The 21,398-nt window shown below is 67.2% G+C and carries 19 protein-coding genes; 11 read left to right on the top strand and 8 right to left on the bottom strand.

From position 1 onward, the window contains the following. Positions 1-14: 14 nt before the first annotated feature. Positions 15-614: a dihydrofolate reductase family protein gene (locus JZ791_RS34800; protein ID WP_216900622.1), complete on the bottom strand. Its 600-nt coding sequence runs from the start codon at positions 612-614 to the stop codon at positions 15-17. 174 nt (positions 615-788) lie between these two features. Between JZ791_RS34800 and JZ791_RS34795 the strand changes: the two genes are divergently transcribed. Next, positions 789-1,034, top strand: coding sequence for a helix-turn-helix domain-containing protein (locus JZ791_RS34795; RefSeq protein WP_216900620.1), 246 nt, complete (start codon positions 789-791; stop codon positions 1,032-1,034). Positions 1,035-1,235: 201 nt separating this feature from the next. Here the strand turns inward: JZ791_RS34795 and JZ791_RS34790 are convergent, their stop codons facing one another. The 5 genes from JZ791_RS34790 to acnA form a co-directional block, all read right to left on the bottom strand. Next, positions 1,236-2,195 (bottom strand): MvdC/MvdD family ATP grasp protein, encoded by a 960-nt coding sequence (locus JZ791_RS34790; RefSeq protein WP_216900611.1) that lies wholly within the window; start codon positions 2,193-2,195, stop codon positions 1,236-1,238. A 13-nt stretch (positions 2,196-2,208) separates the two neighbouring features. Then, a complete protein-coding gene (locus JZ791_RS34785) occupies positions 2,209-2,712 on the bottom strand; it encodes a hypothetical protein (protein ID WP_216900609.1) in 504 nt (167 codons plus the stop codon). A gap of 234 nt (positions 2,713-2,946) precedes the next feature. After that, entirely contained in the window at positions 2,947-3,363 is a 417-nt protein-coding gene (locus JZ791_RS34780) for an acyl-CoA thioesterase (protein ID WP_216900607.1), read from the bottom strand. Between the two features lie 74 nt (positions 3,364-3,437). Further along, a complete protein-coding gene (locus JZ791_RS34775; RefSeq protein WP_216900605.1) occupies positions 3,438-4,004 on the bottom strand; it encodes a TetR/AcrR family transcriptional regulator in 567 nt (188 codons plus the stop codon). A 108-nt stretch (positions 4,005-4,112) separates the two neighbouring features. After that, positions 4,113-6,911 (bottom strand): aconitate hydratase AcnA, encoded by a 2,799-nt coding sequence (gene acnA, locus JZ791_RS34770; RefSeq protein ID WP_216900603.1) that lies wholly within the window; start codon positions 6,909-6,911, stop codon positions 4,113-4,115. Between the two features lie 239 nt (positions 6,912-7,150). Between acnA and JZ791_RS34765 the strand changes: the two genes are divergently transcribed. Continuing rightward, the gene (locus JZ791_RS34765) at positions 7,151-7,702 is read left to right on the top strand and encodes an Rv1476 family membrane protein (RefSeq protein WP_254206842.1); all 552 of its coding nucleotides are present in this window, start codon (positions 7,151-7,153) and stop codon (positions 7,700-7,702) included. A 50-nt stretch (positions 7,703-7,752) separates the two neighbouring features. Here the strand turns inward: JZ791_RS34765 and JZ791_RS34760 are convergent, their stop codons facing one another. Further along, positions 7,753-8,559 (bottom strand): alpha/beta hydrolase, encoded by an 807-nt coding sequence (locus JZ791_RS34760; protein ID WP_216900601.1) that lies wholly within the window; start codon positions 8,557-8,559, stop codon positions 7,753-7,755. A gap of 3 nt (positions 8,560-8,562) precedes the next feature. On the opposite strand from JZ791_RS34760, the gene JZ791_RS34755 reads away from it, so the two are divergent. Beyond that, positions 8,563-8,727, top strand: a complete 165-nt coding sequence (locus JZ791_RS34755) for a hypothetical protein (RefSeq protein ID WP_216900599.1) — start codon at positions 8,563-8,565, stop codon at positions 8,725-8,727. Between the two features lie 66 nt (positions 8,728-8,793). On the opposite strand, the gene JZ791_RS34750 is transcribed toward JZ791_RS34755, so the two are convergent. After that, positions 8,794-9,255 (bottom strand): cupin domain-containing protein, encoded by a 462-nt coding sequence (locus JZ791_RS34750; RefSeq protein WP_216900597.1) that lies wholly within the window; start codon positions 9,253-9,255, stop codon positions 8,794-8,796. Positions 9,256-9,415: 160 nt separating this feature from the next. On the opposite strand from JZ791_RS34750, the gene JZ791_RS46675 reads away from it, so the two are divergent. The 8 genes from JZ791_RS46675 (at position 9,416) to JZ791_RS34710 (ending at position 20,234) form a co-directional block, all read left to right on the top strand. Further along, complete coding sequence (locus tag JZ791_RS46675; RefSeq protein ID WP_216900595.1) at positions 9,416-12,151, top strand: helix-turn-helix transcriptional regulator; 2,736 nt, start codon at positions 9,416-9,418, stop codon at positions 12,149-12,151. A gap of 450 nt (positions 12,152-12,601) precedes the next feature. Next, the gene (locus tag JZ791_RS34740; RefSeq protein ID WP_216900593.1) at positions 12,602-14,014 is read left to right on the top strand and encodes an NlpC/P60 family protein; all 1,413 of its coding nucleotides are present in this window, start codon (positions 12,602-12,604) and stop codon (positions 14,012-14,014) included. A 93-nt stretch (positions 14,015-14,107) separates the two neighbouring features. Next, positions 14,108-15,292 (top strand): AAA family ATPase, encoded by a 1,185-nt coding sequence (locus JZ791_RS34735; RefSeq protein WP_216900634.1) that lies wholly within the window; start codon positions 14,108-14,110, stop codon positions 15,290-15,292. A gap of 30 nt (positions 15,293-15,322) precedes the next feature. After that, positions 15,323-16,291 carry a DUF58 domain-containing protein gene (locus tag JZ791_RS34730; protein ID WP_216900591.1) on the top strand — a complete coding sequence of 323 codons (969 nt, stop codon included), beginning with the start codon at positions 15,323-15,325 and terminating at the stop codon, positions 16,289-16,291. A gap of 76 nt (positions 16,292-16,367) precedes the next feature. After that, positions 16,368-17,372, top strand: a complete 1,005-nt coding sequence (locus JZ791_RS34725) for a VWA domain-containing protein (RefSeq protein WP_216900589.1) — start codon at positions 16,368-16,370, stop codon at positions 17,370-17,372. A gap of 174 nt (positions 17,373-17,546) precedes the next feature. Beyond that, the gene (fabG1, locus tag JZ791_RS34720; protein WP_216900632.1) at positions 17,547-18,263 is read left to right on the top strand and encodes a 3-oxoacyl-ACP reductase FabG1; all 717 of its coding nucleotides are present in this window, start codon (positions 17,547-17,549) and stop codon (positions 18,261-18,263) included. A 71-nt stretch (positions 18,264-18,334) separates the two neighbouring features. Beyond that, positions 18,335-19,171, top strand: coding sequence for an NADH-dependent enoyl-ACP reductase InhA (gene inhA / locus JZ791_RS34715; protein WP_216900587.1), 837 nt, complete (start codon positions 18,335-18,337; stop codon positions 19,169-19,171). A gap of 16 nt (positions 19,172-19,187) precedes the next feature. Next, a complete protein-coding gene (locus tag JZ791_RS34710; protein ID WP_216900585.1) occupies positions 19,188-20,234 on the top strand; it encodes a ferrochelatase in 1,047 nt (348 codons plus the stop codon). Positions 20,235-21,398 lie beyond the last annotated feature (1,164 nt).

Here is a 21,398-nt window from a genome sequence, read left to right as displayed (position 1 = left end):
CGTGGCGTCAGCGTTCAGGCGAGCCTCTCGCGAGCCTGCTCGTACCCGCCCTCGCGCAGCTCGCCGGGCCCGTATACCGCGTGCACCACACCGGTTTTGAACGTCGCCGAGCGCAGCAGCGTCAAGGGCAGCGGTGTGTCGGACTCCTCGAACAGGCGCATGCCCTTGCGCATGGCGATGGGGTGGATCAGCAGGTGCAGTTCGTCGACGAGGTCGGCGGCGAGGAGTTGGCGGACGACCGAGACCGAGCCGCTCAGGCCGATATCGCCACCCTCGGTCTGCTTCAGGGCGGTTACCGCGTCGATCAGGTCGCCTTGGAGCTGTTCGGTGTTGCGCCAGGTGAAATCCTGGGGGCTGTGTGAGACCACGATCTTGCGGATGTCGCCGAAGTGCCGGGCCATCTCGGCGTCGGGTCCGCCGGCGGTCTCGCGCTCGGGCCAGGCGCCCGCGAAGCCCTGGTAGGTGGTGTGGCCGAAAATCATGGTATCGGCCGTGCCCATCTGCTCGCCGACCGCGGCGCCCATCTCGTCGTTGAAGTAGGGGAAGTGCCAGTCCTGCGGGTTCTCGACGACGCCGTCGAGCGAGATGAACAGGCCTGCGGTGACCTTGCGCATGGGGTCCTCCTTGGTGTCGGTGCTTACCTGATGTTCAGGACGAGATGTAACGCCGAATATCATCGGATGAGCTGATTCCGGCCAATTCTCGTGAGGTTGATCACACGGAGGCGTTGATCACTGCATCCTGGTTGTCTAGCCTTGAATGAGGCTGCCAGGCGACCGGAGGAAGCCATGAGTGACAGGCCCACACAGGCGAAGTCCACATTGAGCAAGGGCACGCGCGTGACCGGAAAGTCCCGGGACCGCTTGCAGAATCAGCTCAAGAAACAATACGAGGCGGGGGCGAGTATTCGTTCGCTTGCGCGTGAGACCGGCCGTTCGTACGGGTTCATCCACAACGTGCTGGTGGAGTCGCATGTGCAACTCCGCAGCCGCGGTGGCGCCAACCGTCGCAAGGCGGCGCAGTCCCAGCGCTGATCCGCTGACATCCCGAGTTGCTCGAGCGGGTTGTCGTCTTGGCATGCTGTCGGTTGGAGTGCTGTGTCTCGGATACTGGCCGATCGCATACCTTTACGTAGCGGAAAGCTGTGAACCTATCTGATTCCGCAGGACCACAGCGGGTCTCAGCTGTGGCTCGATGGTGTCTGGGTAGTCGGAATCGACTGGTACGCAACGGATCTACTCCTCGGGTACCGTGGCGTCGCCAAGGACCAGATAGTTCCCCAGGCTCCGCAGGATCGGCAGCCCGGTCTTGATCTCGAGATAGGCGAACTGTCCTTGGGGGTTGACCTCCAGGAAGTAGTACTCGCCGTCCACGCCGACCCGGAGATCGAGCACGCCGAATACCAGCCCGAGCGCGCCCATCACGGTGGTGATGGACTTGCTGACAGCGGCGGGCAGGCGTTCGGGGGTGAAGTCCACCGAGGTGTCCAGGCGCGAATCCACCCGCCCCACACCGGATTGCGAGTCGATGCGCACGGTCCACTCGACCCCGTCGATCCACACCACCCGCAGGTCGCACTCGGCGTCGACATAGTCCTGGAAGGTGGTCGGCGCGGAGCGGATGGTCTCCAGCCGGTGCAGATCGGCGGGGGTGATCAGCCTGGTCTCGGAGAACTCGCCGCGGCCGGTCCCGGTGCGCTTGTAGACCACCGCACCGGGTCGCGAATCGACGAAGCTGCGCGCCTCGTCGGGATCGTTGGTGATCAACGTCTCGGGGATGGCGAAACCGGACCGGCGCGCCGTCTCGAGCTGCACGATCTTGCGCGTGGCGGTGCGGTCGGCCCCGGGATCGTTGACCCACACCGCGGGAATCGACCAGAGCAGGCCCTGGAGGAACCCGTCGCATTCGGCCTGGCGGAATTCGTCGTCGGCCAGGTTCACCCCGGCGGGCACCACCGTCCGGTTCGGGCGTCGCCACCAGACGGCGGCGACGTCGTCCAAGCCGTACACATGCGACAGCGAGCGGGCGGTTCCGGCTCTGTCGAGCCGGAAACTGCCACTCTCGCGCGGGAAGTCGCGCATGTCCAGCCGAATTGGGCTGATGCCGTGATGTTTTCGCAGTGTCGCAACCATCGCGTCGGCATGGAGGTCGTCGGCCTCGGTGACAATAAGCACCGACCCTGCCGCGCGGGCCATCGGGTGTATCCCGTCAGTCGAGGTTGTCGCAGGCCATGGCGTCGTCGCCGAAGGCCGTGCCGGCCATGCCGTCGCCGCGTGCGATCGTATCGCCACGCAGGAACGAGCGGGTCTGGCAGCGGGTCATGGTTGCGCCGCTGCCGGGACCGGTGGGTAGGTGCAGGTCGTGCGCCCAGCGTTCGGTCTGGCGGGCCAGCAGCTCGTCGCCGCGGGCCGGAGAATGCTGCTGCGCCAACGTCATCGGACGGTCGGCGAGGTCGATGCGTAGCCGTCGGGTGAAGTCGGCGGTGGCGCCGCGGCGGATGCGCACGCGGACCGGGCGGGTGAATTCGCGGGTGAGCGCATCCCCGCCGGATCTCTCACGGGTCGCGCCCGGGAGGTCTATACCGGGCCCGTCGGCACCGAGCGAGTCGATGCCGAGTACGTCGGCGCGGTCGAACGTCCACGTTCCCTCGTCGACGCGGACGCTCACGGCCCGCGCCGACTCATCGACGAGATAACCGGACACAAGCGGCACGGTTTCAGGATGAGTAGGCACAGGGGAAATGAAGGCTTCGGTCATGGGCTGGTCTCCGATCTGCTCGCGGTTTGCCACGGAAGCCGAGCGTGGTCTGGATCATATCCCCAAATAGCCATCGGCCGGTTCGCAACGAAAGAATTCCGGTGCGCCGGCATTCCCGTAGCACCGTTTCGTAATGCGCTATCGCTGAAAGTATTTCGGTTGACCGATCAACAGAAACCGGAGATCGGCTCAGAGATCCAGAACGTCCGGAGATTCGGCCAGCGCCCGGAAGCGCTCGATCGGATTCGGCACCAGCCGGCGCAGGGTCAGGTCCATCAACCCCAGCACGACGGTGAACTCCGCGGAAACCGTACCGTCGAGTTTGCGAATCTGCTGGCGGATCCGGAACGCCTTACCCTCGCCCCATTCGAATCGGCAGGTAACGGTGACCTCGTCACCCAGATGCAACTCGCGCAGATGTTTCACGGTCGATTCCAGGACGACCGGCCCGAGCCCGTCGACACGCATCTTGTCCGGGACGAGCCCGGCGGCCCGCAGCGCTTCCCAGCGCGCGTGCTCGGCGTATTGGTGATACACGGCCTGATTCATATGTCCGTTGACATCGAGTTCGTAACCGCGGACGGTAACGGGCACACTGAAGGTCATAATTTGGCGAACCTACCGTAATTGTCTGTTATTTCCGGTCACAGGGTGGGCTGCGCCACGTTGGCTGAAATACCTCAGCTCTTGCGCCGGACCGATGCCTCCACCAAATCCAGGACCGCGCCGAGGTTGTCGTTGGCGTGTCCCGAGGCGATGCGGGCGATGAGCCCGTCCAGCACCAGATCCAGATAGCCCAGCAGGACGTCGGTGGGGACGTCGTCGCGCAGCGCGCCCGCGGCCTTGCGGCGTTCCAGTCGGGCCAGGGTGGCGGCGGTCAGCTCGGCGGAGCGCTGCGTCCAGCCCGCGGCGAATTCCGGGTCGGTGCGCAACCGCCGGGCGATCTCCAGGCGGGTGCCCAGCCAGTTGTACTGCTCCGGGTTGGCCAGCATCTCGCGCATCACCTGCACCAGGCCCTGATTGGCCGCGACGTCGGCCATCCGGTCGGCGTCCTCCTGGGCCAGCGCCAGGAACAGCGCGTCCTTGTCGCGGAAGTGATGGAAGATCGCGCCGCGGGACAGCCCGATGGCCTCCTCGAGGCGGCGCACGGTCGCACCCTCGTAGCCGAATTCGGCGAAACAGCTGCGCGCCCCGTCGAGGATCTGGCTGCGCCGGGCGGCGAGATGGTCATCACTGACTTTGGGCATGGGCTCCTCCGGAACCGGGGGTGCTGCACGAGCGACGAGCGAAGGATCCGGGCCCCGAACGGAATTCGGGGTCCGGATCGCGACAACCTACCGATTCTGCCGCGCGACTCAGTTTCGAATCATGTTGCGCAGCACGAACTGCAGGATGCCGCCGTTGCGGTAGTAGTCGGCCTCACCGGGTGTGTCGATGCGGACGACGGCGTCGAAGGTGGTCTTGCTCCCGTCCTCCTTGGTGGCTGTCACCTTCAAGGTCTTCGGAGTCGCACCCTCGTTCAGCTGGGTGATGCCCTCGATGTCGAAGGTTTCGGTGCCGTCCAGCTTCAGCGACGCGGCCGACTCACCGGCCGGGAACTGCAGCGGGATGACGCCCATACCGATCAGGTTGGAGCGGTGGATGCGTTCGAAGGACTCCACGATCACCGCGCGCACGCCCAGCAGGCTGGTGCCCTTGGCGGCCCAGTCGCGCGAGGAGCCCGAACCGTACTCCTTGCCGCCCAGCACGACCAGCGGGATGTTCGCGGCCTGGTAGTTCTGCGAGGCGTCGTAGATGAACGCCTGCGGGCCGCCGGGCTGGGTGAAGTCGCGGGTGTAACCGCCCGAGACGTCGTCCAGCAGCTGGTTGCGCAGCCGGATGTTGGCGAAGGTGCCGCGGATCATCACCTCGTGGTTACCGCGCCGCGAGCCCAGGGAGTTGTAATCCTTACGCGCCACGCCGTTCTCGTCGAGGTACTGCGCGGCTGGGGTGCCCGCCTTGATCGAACCGGCCGGGGAGATGTGGTCGGTGGTGACCGAATCGCCCAGCAGCGCCAGCACGCGGGCGCCCTTGATGTCCTCGACGGGCGCGGGCTCGAGCTCCATGCCCTCGAAGTAGGGGGGCTTGCGCACGTAGGTCGACTTGTCGTCCCAGGCGAAGGTGTCGCCGGCCGGGGTGGGCAGGTTGCGCCAGCGCTCGTCGCCCTTGAAGACATCGGCGTAGGAGTCGCGGAACATGTCGCGGTTGATCGCGGACTTGATGGTGTCGTCGATCTCCTGCGACGAGGGCCAGATGTCCTTCAGGAACACCTCGTTGCCTTGGGTGTCTTTACCCAGGGCCTCGTGCTCGAAGTCGAAGTCCATCGTGCCCGCCAGCGCGTAGGCGATGACCAGCGGCGGGGACGCCAGGTAGTTCATCTTCACGTCGGGGGAGATGCGCCCCTCGAAGTTGCGGTTACCGGACAGGACCGCGGCCACCGACAGATCGTTGTCGTTGACGGCCTTGGAGATCGCCTCCGGCAGCGGGCCGGTGTTGCCGATGCAGGTGGTGCAGCCGTATCCGCCCAGGTAGAAGCCCAGCTTCTCCAGGTAGGGCCACAGCCCGGCCTTGTCGTAGTAGTCGGAGACGACCTGCGAGCCGGGGGCCATGTTGGTCTTCACCCACGGCTTGCTCGACAGACCCTTCTCGACCGCGTTGCGGGCCAGCAGGGCCGCGCCGATCATGACCGTCGGGTTCGAGGTGTTGGTGCAGGAGGTGATGCCCGCGACGACGACGGCGCCGTGGTCGATGACGAAATCACCGCGCGCCTCGTCGGAGACCTTGATCGGCTTGGAGGGTCGTCCGTTCGCCCCGTTGGCGGCGGTCGGCACGATCGCGTCGTCCTCGGCGAAGCTCAGCTCGGCCGGATCGCTGGCAGGGAAGGACTCGTCGAGAGCCTCGTCCAGCTTGGAGTGCGGCGCGGCCTCCGGATCGTTGGTGTAGTTGTGGATGTCCTTGCGGAAGGCGATCTTGGACTCCGACAACAGGATTCGGTCCTGCGGGCGCTTCGGGCCGGCGATGGACGGCACCACGGTACCCAGGTCCAGCTCCAGGTACTCGGAGTAGGCGGGCTCGTGCGCGGCGTCGTGCCACATGCCCTGTTCCTTGGCGTACGCCTCGACCAGCGCGAGCTCCTCGTCGGTGCGACCGGTCAGGCGCAGGTAGTTGATCGTCTCGCCGTCGATCGGGAAAATCGCCGCGGTGGAACCGAATTCGGGGCTCATGTTGCCCAGGGTCGCGCGGTTGGCCAGCGGCACCTCGGCCACGCCGGCGCCGTAGAACTCGACGAACTTGCCGACCACGCCGTGCTTGCGCAGCATGTCGGTGACGGTCAGCACCACGTCGGTGGCGGTCACGCCGGGCTGGATCTCACCGGTCAGCTTGAAGCCGACGACGCGCGGGATCAGCATGGAGACCGGCTGGCCCAGCATGGCGGCCTCGGCCTCGATACCGCCTACGCCCCAACCCAATACGCCCAGGCCGTTGACCATGGTGGTGTGCGAGTCGGTGCCGACGCAGGTGTCCGGGTAGGCCAGTCCATTGCGGACCATGATCACGCGGGCCAGGTACTCGATGTTGACCTGGTGCACGATGCCGGTGCCCGGGGGGACGACCTTGAAGTCGTCGAACGCGCCCTGGCCCCAGCGCAGGAACTGGTAGCGCTCGCCGTTGCGCTCGTACTCGAGTTCCACGTTGCGCTCGAAGGCGTCGGCGGTGCCGAACACGTCGAGGATGACCGAGTGGTCGATGACCAGTTCGGCCGGCGAGAGGGGGTTGACCTTGTTCGGGTCGCCGCCCAGGGTGGACACGGCCTCGCGCATGGTGGCCAGGTCCACGATGCAGGGCACACCGGTGAAGTCCTGCATGATGACACGCGCTGGGGTGAACTGGATCTCGGTATCGGGCTGGGCCGACGGATCCCAATTGGCAATGGCCCGAATGTGATCGGCGGTGATGTTCGCGCCGTCCTCGGTGCGGAGCAGATTCTCCGCGAGGACCTTCAGAGCGTAGGGGAGTTTTTCGGTGCCGGGCACTGCGGAGAGGCGGAAGATCTCATACGACCGATCTCCGACCTGCAGGGTGCCCTTCGCGCCGAATGTATCGGTGGTCGTCATACGTTCAGCTCCACTCGTCGGTGAGGGTTACCACCCACAGGGCTGCGTGGGTGGCTCCGGTCGAGGGGTGCATTCGCTGCGGCCCCTCACGCTGCCAAGGCTAACAGTACGCTTGTCCTATGAAACGCGCGGGGGTCGTTCCGCGCGGCGTGCCAGGTACCATCATGCCCCGGTCGCGTACCGTGCATCCGAAGCCCTTCGGCACAGCCCGGCGCGCGGGCCGATGATAGTGACCTGTGTTGACCGGTCGCCCAGGCGGGCGGCCCGACGAGACCGGATGGACGATGACCGTATTCACCCCCAGGGCCGCGGAGATCCCGCCGTCGCTCGACGTGGACACGATCCTGGTGGACCTCTCGATCGACCACGTGTCCGTGCCCACCGGCAAGGATCCCGCTCCGCTGGAGGCCGTCGTCGCCGACGCCCGTGCGCACGGCATCCCGCTGAGCATCGTGGTGATGCAGGGCAATCCCGGTCGTGAGGCGGATCTGCGCGATGCGGCCACCGAGGTCGGCAAGAACGAGCACGGCACCGTGGTGGTGCTCAGCGACAGCTGGGTGGGCACCTACAGTGATCACTTCACCCGCGCGCGCCTGGAATGGTCCGAGGACAACGCGAAATACACCTCCGGTGACTCGGTGAAGGCGGCGCAGATCGTCGTCAGCCACCTCGAGACCCCCGAGACCGTATCGTGGACAGCGGTGACCAGCGTGCTGCTGGTGGTGGTCGTGGCCGCCGCGGGCGGGCTGTATCTCATCAAGGCGCGCCGGGCCGCCCGCGAGCGGGTCTGACACACGCCATCGCCCCGCCGGATACCGGCGGGGCGATGTGCTGTCCGGAGCTATCGAGTGTCCGCGAGCCAGCAGTTGCGCTTGATGAATACCGCGGCGGCGAGCAGGGCGCGGTCGGCGTCGTCGAGCATGGCGGCGAAGGCCTGGAAAACGTGCGGTACCTGCGGCCAGACCTGGAGTTCCACCGGAACGTCGCAGTCGGCGGCGCGGGAGGCGAGGCGCACGGCGTCGTCGAGCAGGATCTCGTGCGAGCCGACCTGGATGAGCAGCGGCGCCACGCCGGCGAGGTCGGCGAGAACGGGACTGGACAGCGGGGTGGCGGGGGCGTCGCCCAGGTAGTCGCGAGCTCGGATGCGCAGCGCCTCGGCGGTGAGCACGGGATCGACGTCGGCCTTACCGGTCGCGCTCGCGCCCGATACGGTGAGATCGGCCCACGGGGAGAAGACCACGGCCGAACTCGGTTGTGGCAGTCCGGCATTCGCGAGGGCCACAAGGGTGGCGACGGCGAGCCCGCCGCCCGCGGACTCGCCCACGATCGCGATCTTCGTATGCGGCACACCGTCGTCGAGCAGCGCGCGGTAGACGGCCACCGCGTCGTCCAGGGCTGCGGGGAACGGGTGCTCGGGGGCGAGGCGATAGTCGACCGATACGGCCCGGGCTCCGACGCGACGGCAGACGTCGGCGGCCAGACCCACGGAGTCGGCCGCCGAACCGATGGCGTATGCGCCGCCGTGGAGGTAGAGCACGACGGCCCCCTCCTCCTCGGTCCCGGGGATCTCGACGGTCACGACGGGCACACCGCCGAGTTCGTCCCGCTTGCTGGAGATGTCGTCGGGCAGGGGTATGGAGGAGATCATCTCGTGGAAGATCGCGCGCTGGGCCGCGACATCACCCCCGAGGTCGAGTGGACCGTGCCGAAGGAGTTCGTCGAGTTCTTTGCGTTGCTGCTGGGTCATGAGGTGCTTTCGGGCTTGTCGGAGGACTGGATCGGGGTGTCGGTGGCCGTCAGTGCGAGACAGGGATGACCTGCTCGGTCTCGCGGACGCGGGATCAGGCGCCCGCGGTAGGTGGTGCTCCGGCGAGGCGCCTGGTCAACGCGGCGGCCCCAGGACGATGTTGCCGTATTTATCGGCGATGTCGGGGTTCGGTGTCACCTCGAAGCCGGGTGGGCGCGGGGTCGATTTGTCTCGGCCGGTCTCCCGGAACATCCCCTCGATTCCGGCGGGTGTGTTGATCATCAGGAGGTCGGCCGTGGGGGAGGTGATGCGGTATCCGTGCGGGATCTGCTTGGGCAGGAACACCACGCCGCCCTCGGCGAGTTCGTACTCCTGGTCGTCGCACCAGACGAGGGCGGTGCCTTTGATCAGCAGGAAGACCTCGTCCTCGTGCAGATGCTTGTGATACGGCGGAGCCTCGCCCCGGCTGACGCTGAAGCGACCCATCATGAGTTGGTCGTTGGTGGCCTTGCCGTCGAGCAGGATCGCCAGCGTGCCGCCGTCGAGCCATTCGAGTTGTTGCTGCTGTTCGGGTTGTGCGAGGTAGGCCATGCTCATGGCGGTTTCCGTTCAGGCTCGTGCGGACGCGGCGTCGAAAGGGGGCTGGCGGTACGCCCAAGTCTCGTGGCGGACTTGGTGAGTGGGCATCACATGGTTCGGGTGATATTCGCATCACGCCCAGGTGAGAGGGGTTCCGGATGACGCTAGAGTTGGCGCTGTGAGTTCGAGATTCGGACAAGCGGACGGCGATCCGATCGTAGCCGCGATGAGTCACGGAATCGTCTCGCGCACTGCGTTATTCGAGCAACTGGGCCGCGCGGGCCGGGTCGTCGAGGTATCGGCGCCGGCGGGCAGCGGCAAGACCACCCTGCTGCGCTCCTGGGGCAGTGAGCCGGGCCACGCCGAGCGTACGGCCTACGTGTCGGCGCAGGGCCATGGACATGATCCGCAGCAGTTCTGGCCGGCGGTGGTCGATGCGCTCCGAGTTACTGCCGCGGGCTCGGCGCTGGTGCGGCCCCTGACCACAGCGCCCGATCCGGACGGCTGGGTGGTGGTCCAGCACCTGCTGGCCGACCTCGGCCCGCTGCGCGACCGTACCTGGCTGATGATCGACGATCTGCACGAACTGATAGGCACCGATGTGGTGCCCCAGCTCGAGTTGCTGTTGCGGCAAGCCCCGGAGGCATTGCGGTTGATCCTGGCCACCCGGCACGATTCGAGCCCGGGCCTGCACCGGCTGCGGCTCGATGGCGAGCTGACCGAGATCCGCGCGGCGAGTCTGCGCTTCACCCTCGAGGAGTCCCGGGCGCTGTTCGAGGCGTCGGGCACATCGGTGTCCGAACGGACCCTTGTACTGCTGCAACAGCGCACCGAGGGCTGGGCCGCCGGGCTGCGGCTGGCCGCGTTGTCGCTGGCGGGGCATCCCGATCCGGACCGGTTCGCGGCCGAATTCTCCGGGAGCGAGCGTACGGTCGCCGAATATCTGCTGGCGGAGGTGCTGGAGCAGCAGCCGGAGCCGGTCAGGCAGTTGTTACTGCGCACTTCGGTGCTCGAGCGGGTCAACGGCCCGCTCGCCGATCTGCTGACCGGGGGCTCGGGTGGGGAACGCATCCTGCTGGACCTCGAGCGGGCCGGCGCCTTCGTGGTCGCCATCGGCCCGCGGCGAACCTGGTTCCGATATCACCGCCTGTTCGCCGAACTCCTCCAGCTCGAATTGCGGCGGACCGGATCGGCGGACCCGGTCGCCCTGCACCGGGACGCCGCCGATTGGTATGCGGCACAAGGGTTCCCGGTCGAGGCGGTGCGACACGCTCAGGCGGCGCGGGATTGGGACCTGGCCGTCCGGCTGCTGTCGGACCACTGGGTCGAGCTGTACCTCGACGGGCAGAGCGGTACCACCCAGGATCTCGTCGCCGGCTTTCCCGCGAGTGTCGCCTCGGCCGATGCCGAGATCACCGCCGTGATGGCCGCCGCAGCCCTGGACCAGGGACTACTGTCTGAGGCCGAGCGGCTGCTCGCCCGCGCGGCGCGGGGATCCGCGAGCGTGCCCGTGGATCGGCGTGGGCACTTCGAGGTCATGTGCGTCATCCTGCGACTGCGGCTCGCGCGGCGGCAGGGGAACCTCCCCGCGGTGGTGCAGGCGGCCGACAGACTGCTGGTGGCGGTCGAGACCGCGGATACGGTGCGAGCGGGCCTCGGTCCCGGCCTGCACGCGCTGGCCCTGATCAGCCTGGGCAGCGCCGAGGTGTCGGCGGTGCGCCCGGAAGGCGCGAACCGGCATCTGGAAGAGGGGATCGTCCTGGCGCGGCGGATCGGCCGGCCGTATCTCGAACTGGCCGGCCTCGCCTATGCCGCGCAGCTCGCGGTGACCAGGTCGTATACGGCCGGTGCGGAGCGCAGTATGCAGGCGATCGAGCTGGCGCGACAATACGGGTGGAGCGATAAGCCGGTCGCCGCCGTGGCATGGGCGGTGCACGCCGACGCGCTCATCGTCCAGGGTCGGCTGGCGCAGGCGCAGCCCTGGCTCGACCACGCCCAGCGCACGCTGCGTCCGCAGGACAATCCCGTGGCCGGGGTGAACCTGCACTATGTCCGGGCCGGTCTCGAGCTGGCGCGCGGCGAGTATGCCGCCGTACTCGCCACCCTCGATGCGCTGGAGCCGCTGGCGCGGACGCTCGTGACGCCACATGTGCTGCGGCCGATCCTGCGGGCGCATATGTTGCACGCTCTGATCCGGATGGGCCGGACTCAGCAGGCCGAGCAGGTCCTGGCCGAGATAGACGCCGAAGAGCGTGGCAGCGCGGGGATGCGCATCGTCGAGGCCGCATTGCGGATGGCCCGAGCCGATCCGCAGGGGGCCAGGGACGTGCTCGCCGCACCGGCCGGCGATGCGGCGTCGGCGGTTCGTCCGTTGTACACGGTAGCGGCGTTCCTACTGGATGCGATGGCATGTGAGGCGCTCGGTCGTGCGAACGAGGCCGGATACGCACTCGAACGGGCACTCGACGCCGCCGAGCCCGACCATGTGCTGTTCCCGTTTCTCGTCCACCCGGCGCCGGGCTTGCTCGCGTGCCATGTCAGGGGCGATACCAAGCACGGCCCGCTGATCAGGGAGATCCTCGGCGCTCTCGGGTCGGATGGGGGCGGAACCGAGGCGGCTGCGGAGGCAGAGACGTCTGCGGAAGCCGGAGGGGTGGCGGGTACCGGGGATCGGCCCGGTCGCGGCCTCCCGGTCGCGCCGGTCCGGATGCCGCTCACCGGCGGTGAACTGCGGGTACTGCGTTACCTTCCGACCAACCTGTCCGCGCCGGAGATAGCCGTGGAGCTGTCGCTGTCGGTCAATACCATCCGGACGCATATGCGGCACGTGTACGAGAAGCTCGGCGCGCACAGCCGCAACGAGGCCGTGGAGCTGGCTCGATCCCTCGGACTGGTGGCCGCGATCGTCGGGTGATCGGTCGCCGGGCCACGACGGCTGTGCGGTGATCGCTGACTGTCGCAGGGCGTCATCGGGGCACGTGCGAAAGCTGCCTTCTGCACGCCGGTGACTATGAGCGCGATCTATCTGCCGATCCGGGTGCGAGGTACCGGATTCGCGCACGGTACCGGACAGCCGGTTGGTTTTTACCCAGCAATCCCTATTTGATCTTTAGCTATCTACGGGCAATCGATAAATTACCTGGCTGTGATTCCATGAACCGTATTTGTTCAGGGACGAATGTGTCGTACGGTTCTGGATGACACTCTTGGGGAAGAAGTGTCGCAAGGGTACGTAGCGACCATTGATAAGCAGGGGTATCGATGGTGTTTATGAGGCGAATGATTTTCGCAATCGCCTCGGGACGGCTCCTCGTGACGCGTCCTTCCCCGGGAACCGCAGTGTGATCCAGGGAGGTGGGTGCGCATGCCGGGCAAACGACAAGGGGGGTTGCCCAGAGTCGCTCTGGGGTTGCTGGCGTGTGGCGTCGCGCTGATGATGCTGGCCCCCGGCGCGGGTGCGGTCCCGCCCCCTCCGGCCAACCCGAGCGATAACGACATCGCCGCCGCGGCGGGCCAGGTGAACAACGGCGTCGCCGAGGTCGGTTCGCTGATCAACGACGTCGCCTCGGTCGAGCAACAGCTTCGGCAGCTGGACTCCGACGTCGCGATCAAACGCGAGGCGGTGAACAAGGCGCTGGTCGATCTCCAGAGCGCCCGTGCCGAGGCCGATACGGCCGCGGGCGCCGAGTCCACGGCCCAGCACGCGCTCACCGAATCCGGCGCCGCGGTGGTCAAGGCCCGCGCCGCCTTCGACAAGTTCGCCGTGCAGGTGTATATGATTCCGGGCTCGAACTCGATGGTCAACTATCTGTCCGGTGACGGGGCCGAGGAGTCGCTGAACCGCGCGCAGCTGCTCAGCGCGGTTTCCAAGGCGCAGGATTCCACGATGCAGGACCTGCAACGCGCCCAGGTGCGGCGCGCCAACGCGGATTCGGTAGCCCGCCGGGCCAAACAGGCCGCCGACGCCGCGGCCGCGGCCGCCGAGACGAAGAAGTCCGCGGCCGAGAACGCCGTCTCGATCGCCACTGCGGCCGTGAACGCGCAGCAGGCTCAGCGGGCCGCGCTCACCCAGCAGCGCAACGTGGCCCAGCAGCGCCTGGACGGCGCGCGCCAGAAGGTGGTGGGTCTGCAGGGGCAGCGCGCGGCGTATCTGGCCTGGGATGAACAGCGTCGCGAAGAGGAGGTGGCCGCCGCGGCTGCCGCTGCCGCCGCCGCGGTGCGCGCGGCCGCCGACGCCGAGTCTCGCGACCGTGCCGCCGAACTCGGCGACGGTCAGCGCTCGCACACCGACCTCGACGATTCGCCGCCGCCGCACCGCTCGCTGAGTGTTCCGACACGCCCGGTCGGCACCCCCGCGCAGCTGATCGAGACCGTGATCGATCGCGCGATGTCGCAGCTGGGAGTCACCTACTCGTGGGGTGGCGGCAACGAGGACGGCCCGACCAAGGGCATTCACGACGGCGGCGTGGCCGACAGGTACGGCGACTATAACAAGATCGGCTTCGATTGCTCGGGCCTGATGGTGTACGCCTTCGCGGGCGTGGGCATCGATCTACCCCACTACAGCGGCTACCAGTATCAGATGGGCACGAAGGTGCCCGTAGCCCAGCGCGCACGCGGCGACATGCTGTTCTGGGGCCCTAACGGCAGCGAGCACGTGGCGCTGTACCTCGGCGACGGCAAGATGCTGGAGGCGCCGGAATCCGGTGCGGTGGTGCGGATTACGCCGGTGCGTGAGGGAGGCATCATGCCCAACGCGATCCGGCTGATCACCTAGGCTGTCGGTCGCATCGCCTAGGGTGGGCGAAACGGGCCACACCGGTTGCGGCATCATCGCCGGGAACCTGGAATAGTTGTGGCCAGCACGCACATGAGACCAGAGGCGAAAGCGGGGAGTTTAGTGACTTCGACGGAAGGTGCAGGCGCATTGGATTCGGTGAAGGATACGCCTGAGCCGGCGCCGAACACCCTCGAGCGCGATGTCCAGATCCTGGAAAAGGCGATCTACGAGGTAAAGCGCGTCATCGTCGGGCAGGACCGGCTGGTGGAGCGGTTGCTGGTCGGTGTGCTCGCCCGTGGTCACGTGCTGCTCGAAGGTGTTCCGGGTATCGCCAAGACCCTCGCGGTGGAGACGTTCGCGAAGGTCGTGGGCGGCACGTTCTCCCGCGTGCAGTTCACCCCCGACCTGGTGCCCACCGACCTCATCGGTGTGCGTATCTATCGTCAGGGCCGCGAGGAGTTCGATACCGAACTGGGCCCGGTCGTCGCGAATTTCCTGCTCGCCGACGAGATCAACCGCGCGCCCGCCAAGGTGCAGTCCGCGCTGCTCGAGGTGATGGCCGAGCGGCACGTCTCCATCGGCGGCAAGACCTATCCGATGCCCGATCCGTTCCTGGTCATGGCCACGCAGAACCCGATCGAGAGCGAGGGCGTGTACCCGCTGCCCGAGGCGCAGCGGGACCGCTTCCTGTTCAAGGTGATCGTCGACTACCCCACGCTCGAAGAAGAGCGCGAGATCGTCTATCGGATGGGTGTCACCCCGCCCGAGGCGAACAACATCCTGCAGCCCGAGGAGCTGATCCGGCTGCAGAAGGTGGCCTCCGGCATCTTCGTGCACCACGCGCTGGTCGACTACGTGGTCCGGGTGATCGCCGCGACCCGTAATCCGGGCGAGGTCGGCCTGAACGATGTCGCCGGCTGGGTGGCCTACGGCGCCTCGCCGCGTGCGAGCCTGGGCATCATCGCCGCTGCCCGCGCCATCGCGCTGATCCGCGGCCGCGATTACGTTGTGCCGCAGGACGTCGTGGAGGTGATCCCGGATGTGCTGCGGCACCGCCTGGTTCTGTCGTACGACGCGCTGGCCGACGAGGTCAGCCCCGACGACGTGATCCGGCGCGTCCTGCAGACTGTCGGCCTCCCGCAGGTCGCCGCGCAGGCCAACGCCCCCTCCGCCCCGGCCGGTGCGCCCGCCGCGCCGATGCCGCCGGTGCCGCAGGGTGTGCCGCCCCAGGGTATCCCGCAGCCGCCGGTGCCGAACGGCCAACCGCAACGCTAGGAGGGGAAGTACTAGGATTCGGTTGCGCCAGTGACGATTTCAGCGAACATCCCCTCACACGCCCCACCCTCGTTCGCGGCGGGGAGCTTGACCGACCCCCGGCTGACCGCGGCACTGAAGACGCTCGAGCTGACAGTGCGACGCCGCTTGGACGGCGTGTTGCACGGCGATCATCTCGGCCTGATTCCCGGACCTGGCTCCGAGCCGGGCGACGCGCGGCTGTATCAGCCGGGTGACGATGTGCGCCAGATGGATTGGTCGGTCACCGCCCGCACCACCCATCCGCACGTGCGGCAGATGATCGCCGACCGGGAACTGGAGACCTGGCTGGTGATCGACCTGTCGGCGAGTCTCGATTTCGGTACCGCCGCGTGCCAGAAGCGCGATCTCATCGTCGCGGCCAGCGCCGCGGTCACCCATCTGACCAGCGGCGGCGGTAACCGGATCGGTGCTGTCGTCGCGAACGGCGAACGCCTGGTGCGGATTCCCGCGCGCAGCGGGCGGGTGCACGCCCAGTCGATGCTGCGGCGCATCGCCACCACCCCGCACGCCGCCGACGGTGTGCGCGGCGATCTGCGCGGCGCGATCGAATCGCTGCGCCGCCCGCAACGCAAACGCGGTCTGGCCGTGGTGATGTCGGACTTCCTCGGCGATCTGGACTGGCAGCGCTCGATGCGCGCGATCTCCGGCCGCCACGATCTGCTCGCGGTGGAGGTGCTCGATCCCCTGGATCTGGTCCTGCCGGACGTCGGCGACGTGGTGCTGCACGATCCGGAGACCGGCCACACCCGGGAATTCTCGTTGACCCCCACGTTGCGTACCGATTTCGCGCGCGCGGCGCAGGCACACCGTGCGGAGGTCGAGCATGAGCTGCGCAGGTGCGGTGCGCCCGTGATGACGTTGCGCACCGACCGCGATTGGATCGCCGACGTGGTCCGTTTCGTGTCCACCCGGCGCCATACTTTCGGCGCTCCGAGCGGTCAGGTGCCCAGGCAGTGAACGGAGCGAAGCGGAGTGAACAAATGAGCCAGCGTGCTGTGCCCACGCCGGCGCCGAGCGCCAGCGAGGTGGAGGCGTGAGTATCTCGCATTTCACCGCTCCGATCTGGCTGGCCTTCCTGATCGTCATCGCCGCGATCGCCGGGCTGTACGCGATCGTGCAGCGGCTGCGCAAGAAGCGGATGCTCCGGTTCTCCAATATGGAGGTGCTGGAGAAGGTCGCGCCGAAGCGGCGTAATCCGCTGCGGCATGCTCCCGTGGCATTGATGCTGATCGGCCTGCTGTGCTTCACCATCGCCGCGGCCGGGCCGACCGCACTGCAGAAGGTGCCTCGCAACCGGGCCACGGTCATGCTGGCGGTCGACGTATCGCTGTCGATGGAGGCCACCGACGTGACGCCCAGTCGCATCGGGGTCGCCAAGGAGGCGGCGAAGAAGTTCGTCGACGGCCTCACCCCGGGGATCAACGTCGGGCTGGTGACCTTCGCCGGGACAGCCTCGGTGCAGGTGTCGCCGACGACCAACCGGGAGGCGGTGAAGGCGGCCATCGACAATATGAAGCTCGCCGAACGCACCGCTACCGGCGAGGGCATCTTCGCCTCGCTGCAGGCCATCGACACGCTGGCCTCGGTGCTGGGCGGCGCGTCCTCGCCGCCGCCCGCGCAGATCGTGATGATGTCCGACGGTAAGCAGACCGTGCCGGACGCGACCGACGTCGACAACCCCCGGCACGAATTCGTCGCCGCCCGGCTGGCCAAGAGCAAGGGGATCCCGATCTCCACGATCTCCTTCGGCACGCCGTGGGGCACGGTCGACATCCCGGACAGCGACGGTCAGGGCGCACAGCAGGTTCCGGTGCCCGTGGACGACGTGGCGCTGCACAAGGTGGCCGATCTGTCGGGCGGTACCTTCTTCACCGCGTCCAGCCTGGGCGAGCTGACCAAGGCGTACGACAAACTCGATGAGCAGATCGGTTACGAGCTGAAATGGGGCGACGCGAGCCGCCCGTGGATGATCCTGGCCGGGTTGCTGTTCGCATGCGGCATGGCCACGAGCCTGATTGTGCGCCAGCGGATTCCGTAGGTCTTGTCCGATCGGTCCGGTGTATCCGGTCCGGCGGGAACGAGCAGTCCGTGTGGCGGTGAGCGATGGACTTGTGTTCATTGCACACAGCGCGCACGGGCTGTTCTGTGAAGGGGCACCGACACCAGAACCCCGGAGTAGGTATTGTCGGCGCGAACCGTTAAGTTGGGCACCATGCCTACAACTTCCAGGTCGGTACTCGTGACGGGCGGCAATCGCGGCATCGGGCTCGCGGTGGCGCAGCGGCTGGCCGCTGACGGACACAAGGTCGCCGTGACGCATCGGGGGTCGGGGGCGCCGGAGGGCCTGTTCGGTGTGAAATGCGATGTGACCGATACTGAATCGATCGATCGCGCGTTCGCTGAGGTCGAGGCGCATCAGGGCGCTGTCGAGGTCATCGTCGCCAATGCGGGCATCACCGACAACACGCTGCTGATGCGCATGAGCGAAGAGCAGTTCACGCGTGTGCTGGACTCCAACTTGACCGGCGCGTTCCGGGTCGCCAAGCGTGCCAACCGCGCGATGCTGCGTGCGCGCTGGGGCCGGATCATCTTCCTCGGCTCGGTGATCGGCCAGGCGGGGGCACCCGGATCGACCAACTACGCCGCTTCCAAGGCCGGCCTGGTCGGTATGGCCCGTGCGATCACCCGGGAGATCGGCTCGCGCAACATCACCGCGAACGTGGTGGCGCCGGGCCTCATCGACACCGATATGACCCGGGAAGACATGACCGACGAGATGCGCGAGTTCGCGCTCAAGGCCATCCCTGCCGGCCGGATGGGACAGGCCGAGGATGTCGCTGCGGCGATCAGCTTCCTCGCCTCCGACGATGCCTCCTACATTTCCGGTGCGATCATTCCCGTTGACGGTGGAATGGGCATGGGGCACTGAGCCTTTCGGCATCACCGGCGCAAGCCGGAATCACGCAGAATCCTCGAATCCACAAGGAGAACCGACAACTCATGGGCGGATTGCTCGAAGGCAAAACCGTACTGATCACCGGCATCATCACCGACTCGTCGATCGCGTTCCACGCGGCGAAGGTCGCGCAGGAGCAGGGCGCGAAGGTGATCATCACGGGCATTCCGGAGCGGCTGCGGCTGATCGACCGGATCGCCAAGCGGTTGCCGCAGGAGGTTCCGCCGGCCATCGGCCTGGACATCACCAGCGAGGACGACCTGACCGGCCTGGCCGACAAGGTTCGTGAGCTCGCGCCCGAGGGTGTGGACGGCGTGCTGCACTCGATCGCCTTCGCCCCCCGCACCCTGATGGGGCCCGAGGCCGTGCCGTTCCTGGACGGTCCCGGCTCCGACGCTTCCAAGGCGTTCGAGATCTCGGCGTGGAGCTACGCCTCGCTCGCGCGCGCGGTACTGCCCGCGATGAACGAGGGCGGTTCGATCGTCGGTATGGACTTCGATCCGCGCACCGCGATGCCGTACTACAACTGGATGGGTGTGGCCAAGGCCGCGCTGGAGTCGGTGAACCGCTATGTGGCGCGCGAGGTCGGCGAGGCCAAGCGGGTCCGCTCGAACCTGATCGCCGCCGGTCCCATCAAGACCCTCGCGGCCAAGGCCATCGCGGGCACCGCGACCGACGACGCCAAGCAGTTGAACATGCTGAACACCTACTGGGACGGCGCCTCCCCGATCGGCTGGAATGTGGACGACCCGACCGTCGTCGCCCGCTCGATCGTCACCCTGCTGTCGGACTGGCTGCCCGGCACCACCGGGTCGATCATCTACGTCGACGGCGGTGCGAGCCACAACACCTGGTTCCCCGCGAACTTCGTGGCGAACTGAGTTCACCTCCGTCGCCATGGATTTCGACGCCGTACTGCTGCTGTCCTTCGGCGGGCCCGAGCGCCCCGAGGACGTGATGCCATTCCTGCAGAACGTCACTCGGGGCCGAGGGGTGCCGCCCGAACGCTTGGACGAGGTCGCGCAGCACTACCTGCACTTCGGCGGTGTATCGCCGATCAACGCGCTCAACCGCGACATCATCAAGGGTGTCGAGGCCGAATTCGCCACGCGCGGAATCGCGTTGCCGGTGTACTTCGGCAACCGCAATTGGGATCCGATGGTCGAGGATACGGTCGAGCGGATGCGGGCCGACGGAATCGGTGCGGCGCTGGTCTTTCCGACCTCGGCGTGGGGCGGATATTCGGGCTGCCGCCAATACGACGAGGATATCGTCCGGGCGCGCGCGGCAGTGCCGGGTGCGCCCGAGATGGTGAAGCTGCGACAGTATTTCGATCATCCGCTGATGATCGAGTCGTTCGCGGACGCGATTCACGCTGCGGTGCAGGAGATTCCGGCCGATCGACGCGATCGCGTGCGGCTGGTGTTCACGGCGCATTCCATCCCGGTGTCCGCGGACGCGGCGGCCGGCCCGCCTGCCGACGGCGGCAGGCTCTACAGCCGTCAGGTGGCCGACGCCGCCCGATTGTGTGCCGCCGCAACGGGATTCGCCGAATACGATCTGGTGTGGCAGTCCCGCTCGGGTCCGCCGCAGGTGCCGTGGCTCGACCCCGACATCGTCGACCATCTGGACGCGCTGTCGGCCGCGGGCGTCGACGCGGTCGTGGTGTGTCCGGTGGGTTTCGTCTCCGACCACCTCGAGGTCGTCTGGGACCTGGACAACGAGGCCCGGGAGCGTGCGGGGCAGTTGGGCATGGCCTTCGCACGCGCGGCGACACCCGGGTCCGATCCGCGGTTCGCTCGGCTGATCGCCGAACTGGTGTCGGAACATCTCGAGGGCGCCACACCCCGTCGCCTGGGCTCGGAGCCCGGGTACGGCTGCACTGTGAATGGCGCCCCCTGCGCGGTCGGCTGCTGCGAGCCGGTCCGCCGCCCACGGCATTGATCATCCCCCGGCCCACCTACCGTAGAACTGGTCTCTGAGCAGCTCAGCCCGCCGCCTCGATGGGGCCCGGTTACGGCTGCTCGTGTGCCCTCGGCTGCCGTGAGCCCCTGCGCCACCGCAGCATTGACCTGGGTGGCGCAGTAACGGCATCCCGGCCTGACGCTGCATTTTTCCGCCTCGAAACTCTGGTTTCCGACGATTCCGCCCAAAGAATGCAGCCGGAGGCCGGTTCTTCAATACCGACCCGACACCGCCCGCGACGGCAGACGAAACATCCACACCCCTTAGCGCAGTCCGAGTCGGCCACGCCATCGTTCACGGCCCCAGACTCCGCTCCACCGGGCTCAGCCATGTGGCCCCTCGACGGCTGCCGCGTCGCCTCGGGCGGCGGCACCAACCGGATCGACGCCATCGCCGCCCTGTCCGGATGAACCGTGATCACCTGTGGCCTCATCCGAGGGACTGTCGGTGGGCGCGGGTCCCTCGATACGCCCGACCCGGCCTCTGGCTACATTCTCCGGTTCCAAAAGTCCGGTTTCCGACGAATCGGCTCGCAGAATGTAGCGATAGGCCGGGGAGTGTTCATCGCAGGGCGGGTGTAGGCCCTTTCGGTTGTTCGATCAGATCAGGACCGTCTGGGCGGTGTTCGTCGTGTCATGCCCGGAACTCGTGGCCTGGGCGGTGACGGTGATAGCGCCAACTGTCATCCGTCACTGCCCAGGGAGTTCCATTGAAGTGTGCGAGGGAGCGAATGGACATCATTTCCGCCTATCGAGAGGTCGGAACGTATCGTGGGGTCGCGGAGTTGTGCGGCACCACCCACAAGACGCGGATTGGAATATTGCGGCTTGCGTGACAGCAACTTCACCTCCGCGGAGTCGCCCGGGGCCGGATACCCTCGGCGAGGACGATGCATAGGGGATTCTTGGTGTGGTCCGACTCGCAGTGGGGCGCCTCTCCGAACCTGTCCAGTGCGGGCTCAGGAACGGTGGGCGTGCGCTGCAACTCTGCATGGACTGCAAAACCCGCCAGTGCGGAGGTAGCGATCTTGCCTGGACCGGGAGTTGAGTGTAATCATGGGATGTTTTGTTAGGGTGGTTCGCCGACGTCCGGGTGCACGGGGTGTGGTGAGTTCACGGATGGATTGATGGCTCTGGGAGGGGC

Origin of the sequence: Nocardia alni (assembly GCF_019038435.1) — a bacterium.
GTDB lineage: Bacteria > Actinomycetota > Actinomycetes > Mycobacteriales > Mycobacteriaceae > Nocardia > Nocardia alni.
Note: the sequence above shows the minus strand (reverse complement) of the source record. Positions and strands in the feature narration are given on the sequence as shown.

Bases quoted from the DNA above. Each gene is read 5' to 3' on its own strand.
- JZ791_RS34800 (WP_216900622.1), bottom strand. From the start codon at position 614: ATGCGCAAGGTCACCGCAGGCCTGTTCATCTCGCTCGACGGCGTCGTC.
- JZ791_RS34795 (WP_216900620.1), top strand. From the start codon at position 789: ATGAGTGACAGGCCCACACAGGCGAAGTCCACATTGAGCAAGGGCACG.
- JZ791_RS34790 (WP_216900611.1), bottom strand. From the start codon at position 2,195: ATGGCCCGCGCGGCAGGGTCGGTGCTTATTGTCACCGAGGCCGACGAC.
- JZ791_RS34780 (WP_216900607.1), bottom strand. From the start codon at position 3,363: ATGACCTTCAGTGTGCCCGTTACCGTCCGCGGTTACGAACTCGATGTC.
- JZ791_RS34775 (WP_216900605.1), bottom strand. From the start codon at position 4,004: ATGCCCAAAGTCAGTGATGACCATCTCGCCGCCCGGCGCAGCCAGATC.
- acnA (WP_216900603.1), bottom strand. From the start codon at position 6,911: ATGACGACCACCGATACATTCGGCGCGAAGGGCACCCTGCAGGTCGGA.
- JZ791_RS34760 (WP_216900601.1), bottom strand. From the start codon at position 8,559: ATGATCTCCTCCATACCCCTGCCCGACGACATCTCCAGCAAGCGGGAC.
- JZ791_RS34750 (WP_216900597.1), bottom strand. From the start codon at position 9,255: ATGAGCATGGCCTACCTCGCACAACCCGAACAGCAGCAACAACTCGAA.
- JZ791_RS34740 (WP_216900593.1), top strand. From the start codon at position 12,602: ATGCCGGGCAAACGACAAGGGGGGTTGCCCAGAGTCGCTCTGGGGTTG.
- JZ791_RS34735 (WP_216900634.1), top strand. From the start codon at position 14,108: ATGAGACCAGAGGCGAAAGCGGGGAGTTTAGTGACTTCGACGGAAGGT.
- fabG1 (WP_216900632.1), top strand. From the start codon at position 17,547: ATGCCTACAACTTCCAGGTCGGTACTCGTGACGGGCGGCAATCGCGGC.
- inhA (WP_216900587.1), top strand. From the start codon at position 18,335: ATGGGCGGATTGCTCGAAGGCAAAACCGTACTGATCACCGGCATCATC.
- JZ791_RS34710 (WP_216900585.1), top strand. From the start codon at position 19,188: ATGGATTTCGACGCCGTACTGCTGCTGTCCTTCGGCGGGCCCGAGCGC.